The following is a 16,126-nucleotide window of genomic DNA, read 5'->3' as shown; positions in this document are numbered from 1 at the left end:
CCGCCCCCATCGTTCCACGCGGCCCGAACGCGATAGTATTTCATGGATTTTCTCGGTATCAGCCTGCCGTCCTATTCTCTGGAGACGGTCTTCGGCTCCGCCATCAGCGGTGTTTTCCTCGGCGCGATCTATGCTCTGGTCGCGCTCGGACTGACGCTGATCTACGGCGTCCTGCACATCATCAATTTCGCCCATGGCACGCTTCTGATGCTGGCCATGTATGCGGTTTTCTTCCTCTGGAGCGTGTTCGGGGTCGATCCCTATCTCGCCATGCTGATCGTCGTGCCGGGAGGGTATCTCTTCGGCTACGCCTTGCAGCGCAGCGTGATCGGCCGGACCAGTCATGGCCGGGACGAGATCATTCTGCTGACCACGCTCGGTGTTTCCATCGTGCTGGAGAATTTCGCCCTGTTCGCCTTCTCGGCAAATGAGCGGAACGTCCAGGTGCCTTATGATTTCGACGGTATCGACCTCGGCGTCGTTTATATCGTCTGGCCGCAGATCGCCGCGCTTGTTGGCTCTCTGCTGATCACGGCAGCGCTCTGGTGCTTCATGCGCTTCACCGACACCGGCAAGGCCATCCGAGCGGTCGCCAAGGAGCGGCAGGGCGCCCGTCTGATGGGCATCAATGTCGAGCATATCTTCGCCGTCAGCTTCGGCATCGGCACGGCATGCGTTGCCGCCGCCGCCAGTCTGCTGGCGCCGACCTACGCCGTGTTTCCGCAGGTCGGGTATCTCTTCGTGCTGATTGCTTTCACCGTCGTCGTGCTTGGCGGCATGGGCAGCTTCGTGGGCGCTCTGGTCGGCGGTCTTGTGATCGGCGTGACGGAGCAGATCGGCCGGCTCTATCTCGGCGAAAGCCTCGGGCTGATCACCATTTCGGCGATCTTCATCCTGATCCTGCTGTTCCGGCCGACCGGCCTCTTCGGGCAAAGACTATGAGTATGTTGACCACCATGAGTACCGGAAACATGCAGCGGATCGGCTGGGCCGTTCTGATTGGTGCCTTGCTTGCGGCGCCCTTTGCGATCCATTCCGGCCGCTGGATGGAATTCATCGAGCTGACCCTTTTCGCCGCGCTGCTTGGCCAGGGCTGGAATATTCTCGGCGGTTATGGCGGGCAGTATTCCTTCGGCCACGCGCTGTTCTTCGGCACGGCGGCCTATCTGCAGGCGCTGCTGCAATACAAGCTCGGCTGGAGCCCGTGGCTGACCCTCTGGATCGCCATCGGCGGCTCGGTCGCGGTCGCTGCTTTCGTTGGTTTTCTCAGCTTCCGCTACGGTTTGCGCGGTTCCTACTTCGCGCTGGTGACGCTGGCCTTCGCCGAGGCGTTCCACGTGCTGTCCCGATCGCTCGTTTCGGTGACAGAGGGCGGGCGCGGCGTGCAGCTTCCGCTGAACCAGGACCCGGAGCAGGCGCTGGCGACCTTTCAGTTCACCTTCGCCGGGCCGTTCCTGTCGGAAGCCGGATATTACTATACCATCCTGATCTTCCTGCTGATTGGCTTCGCCGTCACCGGCTGGTTGAACCACTCCCGTTTTGGCGCGCAGCTTCAGGCCGTGCGCGAGGACGAGGATGCTGCGTCCGCTCTCGGTATCGATCCTTTCCGGGTGAAGATGAGTGCGATCTGCCTTTCGGCCGGTGTCACGTCGCTCGCCGGGATCTATTACGTGCAGAAATTCCTGTTCGTCGATCCGGGCATCGCCTACGGGCCGGGCAAGTCGGTGGAGGCATTGTTCGCCGCCATCATCGGCGGTGTCGGCACCGTGCTTGGCCCGCTGCTCGGCTCGGCCTTCATTCATATTGTCGGCGAGTTCGCCAAGGAGACCATTGGCGCCATGCTGGGGGACCGGCCGGGGGTCGACCTGATCCTGTTCGGGATCATCCTTGTGCTGATGCTGGCCTATATGCCGCGCGGGCTGGTCGGTCTTGTGGAATTGCTCTGGCGGAAACTCATAACGAAGCGGGGAGGCGGCAATGCTTGACGTTTCGTCCCTGACCAAACGCTTCGGCGGCCTTGTCGCCGTCAATGGCGCCAGCCTGACCGTCAACGAGGGGGAGATCGTCTCCCTGATTGGCCCGAACGGTGCTGGCAAGACCACGCTGTTCGCCACCATCGCAGGCTTCCTGAAGCCGAATGAGGGTAGTGTCGTGCTCGACGGACAGGACATCACCGGACACAAGCCGCACGAGATTTGTAGGCGCGGCATGGTCCGCACCTTCCAGGTGGTGAAGCCGTTCGCCGGGCTCAGCGTGCGGGAGAATATCGCCGTCGGCGCGCATACAAGGATCGCCGGGCGGGAAGAGGCGCTCGAATTTGCCGGCAAGATCGCCGCGCATGTCGGGCTCACGCCTCTGCTGGACCAGTCGGCGGGTGACCTGACCGTTGCCGGCCGCAAGCGGATCGAGCTTGCCCGGGCACTGGCGACACAGCCGAAGCTGCTGCTGCTGGACGAGGTCATGGCCGGGCTTAATGCCACGGAAATCCTGGAGATCGTCGAGATCATCCAGCAGATCCGGGACAGCGGCGTCACCATCCTTCTTATCGAACATGTCATGCAGGCCGTGATGAAACTCTCCGACAGGGCCTATGTGCTGAACTATGGCGAGATCATTGCCGAGGGCAGCCCGGTCGAGATCGCGCACGATCCGAAGGTGGTCGAAGCCTATCTCGGACACGGGGCGAGCGAGCGGATGAAGTCCGCGGGAGGTGCCGATGCTTGAGATCGTGGAGGTCAAGGCCGGGTACGGTCATGCGAAAGTGCTGCACGGTGTCTCGCTGAAGGTCGGCGAGGGCGAGCTTGTCGCCTTGCTCGGCAGCAACGGGGCGGGCAAGTCGACGCTGAACAACAATATCTCGGGCATCTACAAGCCGTTCGCCGGCAGCATCCGGTTCGACGGCGCCGAGATTGCCGGTGTCCGTTCGGAAGAGATCGTCGATCGCGGCCTGATCCAGGTGCCGGAAGGCCGCCGGGTATTTCCGAACATGTCTGTGCGGGAAAACCTCGAGCTCGGCTCCTACCGCCGGGCCACGCCGAACCGGGCCCGGAACATCGACCGGGTGGTCGAAATCTTCCCGCGCCTGAAAGAACGGTTCGATCAATATGCCGGCACGCTGTCTGGCGGTGAGCAGCAGATGCTGGCCATCGGCCGCGGCCTGATGGCTGAGCCGCGCCTGCTGATCCTCGATGAGCCGTCGCTGGGCCTGTCGCCGTTGCTGGTGGAGGAGATGTTCGCTCTGATCCAAAAGCTGCGCGCCGAAGGGCTGGCGATTTTCCTGGTCGAACAAAACGTCGTCCAGTCGCTGGAGGTCGCAGACCGGGCCTATGTCATGGAGAACGGTCTGATCACGGTTGAGGGACCGGCGCAGGATCTGATGCATGACGAGGAGCTGCGCCGCTCCTATTTGGGGATGTAGTCATGAGCATGACACTGGCGGAAAAGATCATCGCGAAGGCGGCCGGGCAGGAAAGTGTCCGGGCTGGTGAAATCGTCACCTGCAATGTCGATCTCGCCATGATCCATGACAGCGGCGGGCCGCGACGGGTGAAACCGGTGCTGGAGCGCCTCGGCGTGAAGGTCTGGGACGCGAAGAAAGTGGTCGTGATCTCCGACCATTTTGTCCCGGCGGTGGACCAGCAGAGCGCCGCGATCCTGAAACTGACCCGGGACTGGGTGAAGGATCAGGAGATCGAGGGTTTCTACGACCAGCAGGGCATCTGCCATGTGGTTCTGCCGGAGCGCGGCCATCTGAAGCCGGGCATGTTCGTGGTCGGCGGCGACAGCCACTCGCCGACCGGCGGCGCCTTCGGTTGTTACATGTTTGGCGTCGGGGCGACGGACATGGCGGGCGTGCTGGTGACCGGGGAGACCTGGATCCGGGTGCCGGAGACCATCCGCATCGACTGGAGTGGTACGTTGCCGCGCGGCTCCTCCGCGAAGGACATGATGCTGAAGCTCTGTGCCACGCTCGGCATGGATGGCGGCGATTATCAGGCGGTGGAATATACCGGCAGCACGATTGCCGGTCTGTCCATGACCGAGCGGATGACCATGTCGAACATGGCGGCCGAACTCGGTGCCCAGGCCGGACTGATTGCGGCGGACGGAACGACGGCGGATTACATCCGCGTGGCCGGCGCCAATCCGGACGAGGGTACTGCCTTCGCCGGGGACGAGGATGCGGCTTACCGCATGGTTCACAAATTCGACGCCAGCGCGCTTGGCCCGCAGATCGCCGCACCGGACAGCCCGGCCAATTCCGGCCCGGTCGAGGATGCCGACGATGCGCCGGTCGACCAGTGCTATATCGGCGCCTGTACCGGCGCGAAGCTGGAAGATTTGCACATGGCGGCGGAAGTGCTTGGCGGCCGCAAGGTCGCGAGCGGGACGCGCCTCCTTCTGGCGCCTGCCTCGACACGGGTCACGGCAGCAGCTGCCGCCGACGGCACGCTGGCGAAATTGACGGAAGCCGGCGCCATCCTGATGCCGTCCGGCTGCGGTGCCTGTGCCGGGTATGGCGCCGGTGTGCTGGCCGAGGGCGAGACCTGCATGGCCTCCACCGCGCGGAACTTCAAAGGCCGGATGGGCGCGCGCTCCTCGAAAGTCTATCTCGGCTCGCCCTATACCGTTGCCGCGACCGCCGTCCTTGGCCGTGTCGCTGACCCGCGCCCCTTCCTGGCGGAGAACAAGTCATGAGCGGTAAGGCTTGGAAATACGGCGACAATGTCGATACCGACTTGCTTGCCCCCGGCGCCTACATGAAAGGCCCGGTGGAGGAGCTGGCGAAACATTGCCTTGAAGCCATCGATCTTGAGTTCGCGCCCAACGTTCAGCCGGGCGACGTCATCGTCGCGGGCCGCAATTTCGGTATCGGCTCCAGCCGGGAGCAGGCGGCGGAAGTGCTGGTTCTGCTCGGTGTGAAGGCGGTTATCGCCAAGAGCTTCGGCGGGATCTTCTACCGTAACGCCTTCAATCTCGGCCTGCTGGCGCTGGTCGCCGACGCAGGGGCGGATATCCAGGCCGGGCACGAGCTTGACCTCGATCCGGCCAGCGGCACCATCACCAACACAACAACTGGCGCGCAGATCGCCGCCGAACCCGTTCCCGAGCATCTCCGTCGCATTGTCGCGGCTGGCGGGCTCGTTCCCTATCTCGAGCAGAAACTGGAGAAACACTCATGACGCCTTCAAGCGTCCTGAAACAGCGGCTGAAACAGCCCGAGATCCTTGTGGCGCCCGGCGTGTTCGACGCCTTTAGCGCCATGGCGGCGACCAATGCGGGCTTCGAGGCGCTCTATGTCTCCGGCGCCTCGATCGCCTATACCCGTCTCGGCCGCCCGGATATCGGCCTGTTCGGGCTTGAGGAAGTGGCGGACGTGGTCTCGCATATCTCCGAGCGGGTCGACCTGCCACTGATTGTCGATGCGGATACCGGGTTCGGCAATGCGCTGAACGTGCAGCGTACCGTCCGCTTGCTGGAGCGCTCCGGTGCCGCCGGGATCCAGATCGAGGATCAGGCGATGCCGAAGCGCTGCGGTCATCTGGACGGCAAGGCGCTGGTCTCCAAGTCGGAAATGGCGGGCAAGATCCGCGCCGCCGTCGATGCCCGGCGGGACGAGGCGACCCAGATCATCGCCCGCACCGACGCCATCGGCGTCGAGGGCTTCGAGGCAGCGCTGGAACGGGCTGCGGCCTACAAGGAAGCCGGCGCCGACGTGCTGTTCGTCGAGGCGCCGCGCGACGAGGCCGAGATCGCCGAAGTGATTTCGCGTTTCGGCGCGGACATTCCGCTGCTGGCGAACATGGTCGAAGGCGGCAAGACGCCTGCCAAGTCCGCCGAGGAGCTGCAGGCTGCAGGGTTTGATATCGTGATTTTCCCGGGCGGCCTGATGCGGGCGCTCGCCGTGACGATCACCGACTATTTCCAGAGCCTGCATGCCAACGGCAGCACCAAGCCTTTCCAGGACCGGATGCTTGATTTCAAGCAGCTCAACGATCTGCTCGGCACGCCCGGCATTCTCGAAGCCGGTAAAAAATATGACGGGGAGGGCGCGTGATGGCGGCTCTCGATCCGGTCACCCTCGCGGTCCTCAAGGGACGGCTCGAACAGATCGCGGACGAGATGGACGCGACCCTGTTCCGCAGCGCCTTCAACCCGATCATCGCCGAGGCGCACGACGCCTCGCACGGGCTGTATCATGCCGAGACCGGCGAGACGCTGGTGCAGGGCAAGTCCGGCCTGCCGATCTTCGTCGGCGCCATGTCCTTCGCGGTGAAGGCCGTGATCGACAAGTTCGGCGCGACGGGCGGGATCAGCGAAGGCGATGTCTTCATCTTCAACGATCCCTATGAAGGCGGCACCCACCTGTCCGACTTCAAGCTGGTGCAGCCCTTTTACCGGGACGGCAAACTGTTCTGCTTCCTCGCTTCGGTCGGTCACTGGCACGATGTCGGCGGCAACGTGCCGGGGAACTACAACCCGGTCGCGACCGAGAGCTTCCAGGAAGGCATGATGATCCCGCCGGTGAAGCTGTTCTCCAAGGGAGAGCTGCGGCAGGACGTGATCGATATCATGCAGGCCAATTCCCGCCTGCCGGGCAGCCTCTACGGAGATCTGAACGGCCAAATCAACGCGCTGCGCCTCGGCAACGACCGGTTGGGCGCACTGCTCGGCGAATATGGCGCGGACACTGTCGCGGGCGCCATGACCGAGCTGCGGGACAGGGCCGGGCAGCTGATGCGCAGCCTGATCGCGGACATGCCGGACGGGCGCTATTCGGCGGACGATTTCCTCGACAATGACGGGATCGTCGACGAGCCGCTGCGCATCGCGCTCGATATCGTCATCGAGGGTGAGGCCATGACACTCGACTTCTCCCGCACCTCGCCGGCCTGCGCCGGCCCGGTGAACATCTCCCGCTCGACCGCCATTGCCTCCTGCTACGTGGCGCTGAAACATGTCTTCAAGGACGTGCCGGCCAATGCGGGCGTGCTGGAGCCGATCACCTTCGTCATTCCGGACGACAGCCTCCTGAGCGTCAAGGCGCCGAAGCCCGTCGGCGGCTATACTGAGACCATCCTGCGCATCATCGACACCGTGTTCGTTGCCCTCAGCGACGCGGCGCCGGAGATGGTGAACGGCTGCGCCTATGGCACCATCAACGCGCTGTCGCTGGCGGGGCACCGCAAGAACGGCCAGCGCTGGGTGATGTTCTCCTTCTTCGGTGGCGGCCATGGCGGCAATCCGGAAGGCGACGGGCTGAACCACGGCAACGCGCCGATCTCGACGGCGACCATCCCGCCGATGGAAATCCTGGAAGCTGCCTATCCGGTCCGCTTCACCCAATGGGCGTTGCGGCCTGATAGCGGCGGCGCCGGGCGGCATCGCGGCGGCCTCGGGGCGATCTACGAGATCGAGCTGCTGGAAGAGAAGGCGGATGTCTTCCTGTTCGGTGAGCGCGGCCGGTTCGCGCCGCATGGTGTGGTCGGTGGCGGCGACGCCGCCCTGAACAAATTCACTTACGAGCAGGTGGATGGCACCCACACGCCGCCAATGGCCTCCAAGATGGTCGGCATCAAGCTGGCGCAGGGCCAGAAAGTCCGGCTGGAGACGCCGGGCGGCGGCGGCTACGGCGACGTGCTGGAGCGCGCGCCTGACGCTGTCGCGGAGGATGTCCGGCTCGGCTATGTCAGCGCCGATGCGGCTGCCAAGACCTATCGCACAATTATCGCCGCCGACGGATCCGTCGACACAGCGGCTACTGAAGTCCTGCGCGCGGAGTCTGCGCAATGAATGATCTGAGCCGGAAGACCGTCGTCGGAGTCGATGTCGGCGGCACTTTCACCGACCTTTTCTTCCTTGATGAAGCGGCCGGAACCTGTGGCGTTGCCAAGGTCCCCTCGACCAAGCCGGACCAGTCGGTCGGCATTCGCGGCGGCATCGGCGAAGGCGGTGTGGAGCTGGGCGCCATTGGCACCATCGTGCATGGCACCACGGTCGGTACCAACGCGCTGCTCGAACGCAATGGCGCCCGCACCGGTGTCATCACCACGACCGGTTTCCGTGACGTGCTGGAAATGCGCCGCCGCGACCGGCCGCAGACCTGGGGGCTTTGGGGCAGTTTTGATCCTGTCGTGCCGCGCGACCTGCGCCTTGAGGTGGATGAGCGGGTGCTGGCGGACGGCTCCGTGCATACCGCCGTAGATCCTGACGCGGTGAAGCAGGCTGCACAGACCTTGCTAGAACGCGGCGCCGAGTCCGTCTGCGTCTTCTTCGTCAATTCCTACGCCAACGACACTAACGAGAAGGTGGCTCTGGAAGCCGTCCGTGAGGTCTGGCCGAACCCGCATATCACCGCCTCCAGCGTGATCCTGCCGGAAATTCGCGAATTCGAGCGCGGCTCGACCGCCTCCCTCAACGCCTACCTCCAGCCTCCGGTGGGCAACTACCTTGAGCGGCTGGAAGACGGTCTGCGGGATGGCGGCTTTGGCGGCCAGGTGCTGATCGTGCAGTCGAATGGCGGCGTCATGTCGGCCAAGGTCGCGCGGGAGTTGCCGGTGCGCACGGCGCTTTCCGGCCCGGCCGCCGGTGTCATCGCCGGGGCCTATATCGCGGAAGCGGCGGGTGAGCCGAACATCATCACCTGTGACATGGGCGGCACCAGTTTCGACGTCTCCCTCGTCGCCGACGGGCAGAGCGCGCTGAGCGCCCAGACCTCCATCGATTTCGGCATGGTCGTCCGGACCCCGATGATCGAGATCACCACCATTGGTGCGGGCGGCGGCTCCATCGCCTCGGTCGACCGGGGCGGATTGCTGCAGGTCGGCCCGGAAAGCGCGGGCTCCGATCCGGGGCCGGTCTGCTACGGGCTGGGCAATACGCGCCCGACCGTGACCGACGCGAACGTGGTCATGGGCCGGATCAATGCGGAGCGCCCGATTGGCGGCAAGCTGGACCGGCTGGATGTGGAGGCATCGAAAGAGGCCATTCGCCTGCATGTTGCCGAGCCTCTCGGCATCGAGGTGATGGAGGCAGCGGAAGCCATCGTCCGGGTCGCCAATGCCAAGATGGCAGGCGCCATCCGCCTGGTTTCCATTGAGCGCGGGCACGATCCGAAGACCTTCACCGCCATGCCGTTCGGTGGCGGCGGCTCGTTGCATACCGGCGCGCTGATCAAGGAAGTCGGCCTCGCCCGTGCGCTTGTCCCCCGCTATCCGGGTGTGACCAGTGCGCTCGGCTGTGTCATCGCCGACATGCGGCATGACCGGGTGCAGACCCTAAACACCATGCTGGACATGCTCGATCTCTCGGCCCTGAACAAGGCGGTTGAGGAAATCGTGATCGAGGCCGAAGGCCTGCTGGACGGTGCCAATGTCGCCTTCGAGGGCATCGAGCGTCTGGTCGAGTTCGACATGCTCTATCTCGGCCAGACCCATACGGTTTCCGTGCCGGTTCCCGACGCGATGAATGGCAGCCGGTCGGTACTCGATACGGTGAAGATCAAGGCGGCGTTCGAGGCGGCTTACAAGGCCACCTTCGGCAGCTTACTGGACGGTATCGGCATAAGGGTGATGAACTTGCGGGTCGCCGTGATCGGCACGCGCCCGAAATTCGATCTGGCACTGCTGGCGCCGTCCGAAGGCGGCTCGGTTGATGCCTCCCGCACCGGGGCACGGCAGATCTGGTTCGACGGCAAATGGTGGGACAGCCCGGTCTATGATCGTCTCTCCCTGCCGGTCGGTGCGGAAGTGCCGGGCCCGGCTGTGCTGGAGCAGGCGGATACCACCATCCTGGTCGACCCGGACCTCACGGGCACGGTCGACAGCTACGGCAATTTCGTCATTGCGAGGAAAGCCTGATGAGCGGGGAATTCGATCCGAAGACGACGGCGTTGCTGCTGGTCGACATGCAGAACGATTTCCTGCATCCGGCTGGGGCCTATGCGCGCGGCGGTGCCGGGGCGGCCGAGATCGCGGCTCTGCCGGAGACATTGAAACCGGTGGCGGACAGAATGCGCGAGGTCGGCGGCTGGATTGTCTCAACCCATTTCACGCTGGTTCCGGGCAAGGAGGGCGAGCCCTTCATCTCGCCGCATCTCAAGCAACTCCGGCCGTTCCTGCGGAAGGGCGATTTCGAGCCTGGCAGTTTCGGTCAGGACCTGATCGAGGGGCTGGCGCCCGCCGATATCAAGGTTGAGAAGGTGGCTTTCTCCGCCTTCTATATGAGCCGCCTTGAATGGGTGCTGAACCGGGCCGGGATCGAGCATCTGATTGTCGGCGGCATCGTCACGAACGGCGGCGTCGCTTCGACCGTGCGCGATGCCCATGTCCGGGATTTCCATGTCACCGTGCTGTCCGACGGCTGCGCGGCCTTCTCTCCGGAAGTGCACGAAACCAACATCGCCGCGCTGAAAAGTGTTGCTGAAATCGACACCTGCACGAGCGTGATCGAGCGGCTGAAGCCATGATCGGAATTGCCTCTCCGGAAGATGTCGAGTTTCCCGCCTGGGTCCAGACCATCGTCATCGGCGCCGGGGCTTGCGGGTTGACGGCGGCGCTGGCGGCACAGGATGCGGGCGGTGAGGTGCTTGTGCTGGAGCGGGACGAGAGCCCGTTCGGCTCCACCTCCATGTCGTCAGGCTTCATCCCGGCAGCGGCAACGCGCTGGCAGCAGGAACAGGGGATCGACGACGACCCCGGCCTGTTTCTGGAAGACATTCAACGCAAGTCGCATGACCGCTCCGATCCCACGGTAGCGGCGGAGGTGACCGAGGCCATCGGCCCGGCGCTGGAATGGCTGGAGGACGAGCACGGCATCCCGTTCGAGGTGCTGGAAGGTTTTCTCTATCCCGGGCACAGCCGGCACCGCATGCATGCCGTGCCGGAGCGTACCGGTGAAGCCCTGCTGACCCGGCTTTTGCAGGCGGTGATGGCGGCGGGTATCCCGGTGATGACCGATGCCAGGGTGACGACACTGTTCGCCGATGAGGACGGTCTGATCTCCGGTGTCAAGGTAACTCGGCCCGATGGCACAAATGAGCTGATCGGCTGCGACAGCCTGATCCTGGCCTGCAACGGCTATGGCGGAAACCCGGAGATGGTGGCGGCGAACATCCCCGCCATGGCCGAGGCGGAGTATCACGGCCATGCCGGCAATACCGGTGACGCGGTGTTGTGGGGCGAGGCGCTTGGTGCCGAGGTGCGCGATCTGACGGCCTGTCAGGGCCACGGCTCCCTTGCCATGCCGCACCGGATCCTGATCACCTGGGCGCTGATGATGGAAGGCGGCATCCAGGTCAACAAGAACGGCGATCGGTTTGCCAATGAGCATCAGGGCTATAGCGAACAGGCCGTCGACGTGCTGAAGCAGCCGGATGGCGTGGCCTTCGATATCTATGACGCCCGGCTGCACGCGCTCGGGCTGGAATTTCCCGACTACAAGGACGCGGTCAATGCCGGTGCGGTCAGGCAATGCGACAGCGTCGAGGAATTGGCCGAGCATATCGGCGTGCCGTTTGACAATCTGGACGCTGCCATTGCCGCAACCCACACGGATGAGGTTGACCGGTTTGGCCGGGATCTTGGCAAGACGCCTGGTCTGGAGGATCCGTTCTTTGCCGTCCGTGTTACGGGCGCGCTGTTCCACACCCAGGGCGGCCTCGCCATCGACGGTGAGGCTCGTGTGTTGCGTGACGACGGCAGTCCCTTTCCGAACCTGTTCGCCGCAGGCGGCGCTGCCGTCGGCGTCTCCGGGCCGGACATTTCGGGCTATCTCTCCGGCAATGGCCTGCTGACCGCGATTGCGCTGGGCCGGATCGCGGGAGAAGCCTCTGTTTCTATGAGGTAGGCGCGCGTTCATTCCGCCGAAGCCAACATTGACATGCCTGAATGGGGCGGTACGTTCGTGCCCGTGAGGTAACGTCCTTACCCCAGCTTGGGAATAAACGTCCGGGAACGGCCCGGCCCATTTGAAAGAAGGGGCCGTCCATGGCTTGGCTACATCTTGTTCCCGCAGGCATTTCTGAAACTGGTCGGCCAATCGGGCTGAAACTGACCAGCGCTTAGCTCCTGCCATGACAAACCATACCGATATCCAGTCCGGCGGCTCCGGCCGCCCGCTCCCTGAAACCTCTCGCTCCGGTCGGCCTCCCGGCCGGTTGGCATTGCTGCGGTGGCTCATTTCGTCTGCGACCCTGAACGTTCCGCAGGCGGCATCTCCGGTCGCATTTTCTCTGCTTACCCTGAGCCTCACCGGTGATTCCAGCGGAGGCGCTGCACTGATCCTCGCCATGACACTGGCCCAGGTGCTCGGTGCGGTCCCGATCACACGCCTGGGCCGGAACTTCCCGGCGGCAAGGTTCCTGCAGATATTGGTCGTGATCCGTACGCTTGCCCTGATCCTGATGGCTACCATGGCCGCGCATGGAGTCCCCTTTATCTGGCTGTTCGTGTTCGCGGCGCTTGCAGGGTCGGTGAATGGCGCGGCTTTCGGATATCTGCGCTCCATCCTCAACAGCCTGACATCGACGACAAGGCTACCCCGGGCACTGGGGATCTCGGCGACACTCAACGAGGTCACGTTCGTTCTTGCGCCGGTAGCCGCGTCGGGACTCGGGACGATCTCGCCGGTCTTTGCCATCCTGGCACTGGCTCTTCTTGGCGCCGTGCCTGCCTTGCTCATCCCGCATATCCAATCGGTTCACGGCGAGAAGGTGCGGGCGGCCAAGACGTCGGTGCTCACTCCCGCGATTGCTTTATGGCTTATGTGCGGGGCAGCCGGTGGAGCCACCGTCGCCTCCATAGAGATCGGCGCTGTCGCCCTCGCTCTCGAGTTCGGGTACGAGCCCGCACTCGCCATCATGTTCACGGTCCCGCTGTGTCTGTCTTCAGTTACCGGAGGGATCCTGATCAGCATTTACAATCGCACCCTTGCCCGCCGGACAGTGGTGCTTTTGTTGGCGTTTATGGCTGCCGGGGCGACGCTTGCCGCGTTTCAGCTGTCCCTCACGGCAACCATTATCGGGGCCGTGATGATCGGCTGTGTCCTCGCGCCCCTGGGGACGTATTACTCCCTTATCCTCGATACGCTCGCTCCACCGCATAAGCGCGCGGAAGTGTTTGCCCTGTTGCGTACCTCGAACGCGGTCGGGGTGATTTGCGCGAGCGGGGTGCTGACCGCTTTCTCCATACCGGTGGCGCTGGGCGTTGTCGCGGCGCTGATGTTTATCGTCATGATGGTGGTTGCGGCGGCGTCATTCCGGAAGGTCTGAGGTGGCGGAATGATGGGCAGCACGGCGCCGGCGCTGACGATCGCCAGGCACATGACGACTTATTACCCGGCGGCAAGTGCGCGCGGAGCGGGGCCGGGGGCACCATCCGGTTGCGGCAGCGGCCCAAAACAGCTAGGACAAGGCGATTTCCAAGTCTTCTTATCCGGAGAGACCGCGTGTCGCATCCCGACAGCGAGAGCGAATTGACCAAGCGTGCCCTGCTTCCCGCAGGCCTTCGTGACGTGCTGCCGCTTGATGCGGCGCACGAGGCTGCCGTAATCGAAGCATTGCTGGCCCGCTGTGCGTCGCATGGCTACGAGCGTGTGAAGCCGCCGCTGGTGGAGTTCGAGACATCGCTTTTCGCCGGGCCGGGTGCCGCCATGAGCGACAGCACCTTCCGTCTGATGGACCCGGTTTCGCAGAAGATGATGGGCGTGCGCGCGGATATGACCGTGCAGATAGCCCGGATCGCGACAACCCGTCTGAAGCAGGAGCCGCGTCCCTTGCGACTTTGCTATGCGGGCGAGGTGCTGCGCGTTTCGGCCAATCAACTCAATCCGGAGCGCCAGCTGGTGCAGGTCGGCGCGGAGCTGCTTGGCGGTGACAGCGTGGCGGCCGATGCGGAGCCGGTTCTGCTGGCGGTGGAAGCCCTGCGTTCCATCGGTGTGACCGATCTTTCCGTCGATCTGACGGCGCCTCGGGTGATCCCTATCCTGCTGGCCGGCTCTGATCTGCCGGCGGACACGTTGCGGTCCCTGCGCATGGCCATCGACCGTAAACATACAGCGGAAGTACGCCGCCTGGCGGGGGATCTGGCGCCGGTTTTGACCCAGCTCATGGATGCCGCAGGCTCCTGGCAGGACGCGCTTGGCGAGTTGTCGGATATTGAATTGCCAGAGGCGGCGCGTGCCGCTATCGACCGTGTTGCCGCCATCGCGCGGAGCGTGGCGGAGATCGAGCCCGATCTCGCCATGACCATCGATCCGGTGGAGAATCGCGGTTTCGAATATTACACCGGCTTCGGCTTCAGCCTGTTCGCGCGCGGCGTACGCGGCGAGCTCGGGCGCGGCGGACGCTATCAGGTGGATGGCGGCGACGGGATTGGCTCGACCGGTTTCACGCTCTACATGGAAACGGTGCTGCAGGCTCTGCCGGACCCGACGCGTCCGGAACGGCTTTATTTACCGTCCGGGACTGCCGTCGATCAGGCCCGTGCGCTCCGGGAGCAGGGCTGGATTACCATCGCAGCATTGGACAAGGACCCCGATCCGGCGCTAGAAGCGTCCCGCCTCGGCTGTACTCACATCCTTAAAGATGGAGCGCCGGTGGCGCTCTGATTGTGCCGGTGCCGCATCGCGCGGCCGGAATTCAAGAAAGACGAGACGACACATGAAAAATGTCACGGTGATCGGCGCCCAGTGGGGCGACGAAGGCAAAGGCAAGATCGTCGACTGGCTCTCGGAACGCGCCGACGTGATCGTGCGCTTCCAGGGTGGTCATAATGCCGGCCATACGCTCGTTATCGGCAATCAGACCTACAAGCTGAGCCTGCTGCCGTCCGGCGTCGTCCGCGAGGGCAAGCTCTCCGTTATCGGCAACGGCGTGGTCGTCGATCCGTGGGCGCTTGCCAGCGAGATCGAGACGCTGAGGAAGGCCGGGGTGAAGATCACCACGGACAACCTGGTGATCGCGGACAATGCCTCTCTCATCCTGCCGGTGCATCGCCGGATCGACCAGGCCCGCGAAGCGGTTCTCGCAGAGGGCAAGATTGGCACCACCGGGCGCGGCATCGGCCCGGCCTATGAAGACAAGGTCGCCCGCCGTGCGGTGAAGGTTTCAGATCTTTCCGATCCGGAAACTCTGGAGAAGCGCGTGCGTGCGCTTATCGCCCATCATAATGTGTTCCTGAAGGGCGCCGACGAAGAGCTGATCGACCCGCAGGAAACGCTGGACCTGCTGGCGGAGATCGCCGGTACGGTGCTGCCGTTCGTAAAGCCGGTCTGGCGCGAGCTGCAAGCGGCGGTCGACGCCGACAAGCGCATCCTGTTCGAGGGTGCCCAGGGCGTCATGCTCGATGTCGATCACGGCACCTATCCTTTCGTCACCTCCTCCAACACGGTGGCGGGGCAGGCGTCTGCCGGCTCCGGGCTCGGCCCGCGCGATATCGGTTATGTGCTTGGCTTGGTGAAGGCCTACACCACTCGTGTCGGCTCCGGTCCGTTCCCGACGGAACTGCAGGACGAGAACGGCCAGCGGCTGGGCGAGCGCGGCAAGGAATTCGGCACGGTCACTGGGCGGCAGCGCCGCTGCGGCTGGTTCGATGCGGTCATGGTCCGGCAGGCTCTCAAGGTCTCCGGTGTCGACGGTATCGCACTGACCAAGCTCGACGTGCTGGACGGTTTCGATGAGCTGAAAATCTGCGTCGGTTACGAGCTGGATGGTGAAACCCTCGATTACTTCCCTGCCGGCGCCGGCAAGCAGGCCCGGGTCAAACCGGTCTACACCACCGTACCCGGCTGGTCCGAAAGCACGTTTGGGGCCCGGTCCTGGGCCGACCTTCCGGCAAATGCGGTGAAGTATATCCGCTATGTGGAAGAGCTGATCGAAACCCCGGTCGCGCTTCTGTCCACGAGTCCCGAGCGTGAGGACACCATTCTGGTGCATGACCCGTTTCGCGGCTGAAGGCCTCAGAACACTATAGAATCAGACGGCTAACTCGTCTTCTCCGGATGCTTTTTCTTGCATTTGGAGCGAAAGATTGGGAAACCGGATAGGTTCTGGAGCCTGATCCGTCGGGATCATGTCGATCCGTGCGGCCGGTCAGGTTCCATTAATTCGACTGGATGCAGGAATTGG

The 16,126-nt window shown here is 63.9% G+C and carries 14 protein-coding genes; all 14 read left to right on the top strand.

Annotated features, from left to right (window positions below; translation table 11 throughout):
• The first annotated feature begins 42 nt into the window (after nt 1-42).
• The 14 genes from K328_RS0110090 to K328_RS0110025 all read left to right on the top strand — a co-directional run bounded on the left by K328_RS0110090 (nt 43) and on the right by K328_RS0110025 (nt 15,952).
• Nucleotides 43-942: a branched-chain amino acid ABC transporter permease gene (locus K328_RS0110090; RefSeq protein ID WP_051284706.1), complete on the top strand. Its 900-nt coding sequence runs from the start codon at nt 43-45 to the stop codon at nt 940-942.
• Nucleotides 939-1,985 (top strand): branched-chain amino acid ABC transporter permease, encoded by a 1,047-nt coding sequence (locus K328_RS0110085; protein ID WP_205620606.1) that lies wholly within the window; start codon nt 939-941, stop codon nt 1,983-1,985. The genes K328_RS0110090 and K328_RS0110085 overlap by 4 nt, the downstream gene beginning before the upstream one ends.
• Entirely contained in the window at nt 1,978-2,724 is a 747-nt protein-coding gene (locus K328_RS0110080; RefSeq protein ID WP_028465882.1) for an ABC transporter ATP-binding protein, read from the top strand. Before K328_RS0110085 ends, K328_RS0110080 begins: the two co-directional genes overlap by 8 nt.
• Entirely contained in the window at nt 2,717-3,418 is a 702-nt protein-coding gene (locus K328_RS0110075; RefSeq protein WP_028465881.1) for an ABC transporter ATP-binding protein, read from the top strand. Before K328_RS0110080 ends, K328_RS0110075 begins: the two co-directional genes overlap by 8 nt.
• Nucleotides 3,419-3,420: 2 nt before the next feature.
• Complete coding sequence (locus tag K328_RS0110070; RefSeq protein WP_028465880.1) at nt 3,421-4,698, top strand: 3-isopropylmalate dehydratase large subunit; 1,278 nt, start codon at nt 3,421-3,423, stop codon at nt 4,696-4,698.
• Nucleotides 4,695-5,183, top strand: coding sequence for a LeuD/DmdB family oxidoreductase small subunit (locus tag K328_RS0110065; protein ID WP_028465879.1), 489 nt, complete (start codon nt 4,695-4,697; stop codon nt 5,181-5,183). The genes K328_RS0110070 and K328_RS0110065 overlap by 4 nt, the downstream gene beginning before the upstream one ends.
• On the top strand, nt 5,180-6,058 hold the full coding sequence (locus K328_RS0110060; RefSeq protein ID WP_028465878.1) for an isocitrate lyase/PEP mutase family protein: 879 nt from the start codon (nt 5,180-5,182) through the stop codon (nt 6,056-6,058). The genes K328_RS0110065 and K328_RS0110060 overlap by 4 nt, the downstream gene beginning before the upstream one ends.
• Nucleotides 6,058-7,794, top strand: coding sequence for a hydantoinase B/oxoprolinase family protein (locus tag K328_RS0110055; RefSeq protein ID WP_028465877.1), 1,737 nt, complete (start codon nt 6,058-6,060; stop codon nt 7,792-7,794). The genes K328_RS0110060 and K328_RS0110055 overlap by 1 nt, the downstream gene beginning before the upstream one ends.
• Nucleotides 7,791-9,860, top strand: a complete 2,070-nt coding sequence (locus K328_RS0110050) for a hydantoinase/oxoprolinase family protein (RefSeq protein ID WP_036553307.1) — start codon at nt 7,791-7,793, stop codon at nt 9,858-9,860. The genes K328_RS0110055 and K328_RS0110050 overlap by 4 nt, the downstream gene beginning before the upstream one ends.
• The gene (locus K328_RS0110045; RefSeq protein WP_028465875.1) at nt 9,860-10,468 is read left to right on the top strand and encodes a cysteine hydrolase family protein; all 609 of its coding nucleotides are present in this window, start codon (nt 9,860-9,862) and stop codon (nt 10,466-10,468) included. Before K328_RS0110050 ends, K328_RS0110045 begins: the two co-directional genes overlap by 1 nt.
• Complete coding sequence (locus K328_RS0110040; protein WP_028465874.1) at nt 10,465-11,847, top strand: FAD-dependent oxidoreductase; 1,383 nt, start codon at nt 10,465-10,467, stop codon at nt 11,845-11,847. The genes K328_RS0110045 and K328_RS0110040 overlap by 4 nt, the downstream gene beginning before the upstream one ends.
• Nucleotides 11,848-12,073: 226 nt before the next feature.
• Nucleotides 12,074-13,270 (top strand): MFS transporter, encoded by a 1,197-nt coding sequence (locus tag K328_RS0110035; RefSeq protein WP_084608194.1) that lies wholly within the window; start codon nt 12,074-12,076, stop codon nt 13,268-13,270.
• A 176-nt stretch (nt 13,271-13,446) separates the two neighbouring features.
• Entirely contained in the window at nt 13,447-14,607 is a 1,161-nt protein-coding gene (locus tag K328_RS0110030) for an ATP phosphoribosyltransferase regulatory subunit (protein WP_051284705.1), read from the top strand.
• Nucleotides 14,608-14,659: 52 nt separating this feature from the next.
• A complete protein-coding gene (locus K328_RS0110025) occupies nt 14,660-15,952 on the top strand; it encodes an adenylosuccinate synthase (protein ID WP_028465871.1) in 1,293 nt (430 codons plus the stop codon).
• The last annotated feature ends 174 nt before the right edge of the window (nt 15,953-16,126 follow it).

The organism is Nisaea denitrificans DSM 18348 (genome assembly GCF_000426505.1).
In the GTDB taxonomy this organism is placed as follows: domain Bacteria; phylum Pseudomonadota; class Alphaproteobacteria; order Thalassobaculales; family Thalassobaculaceae; genus Nisaea; species Nisaea denitrificans.
The sequence above is the reverse complement of the archived record's forward strand: the minus strand, read 5'-3'. Positions and strand labels throughout refer to the sequence as shown.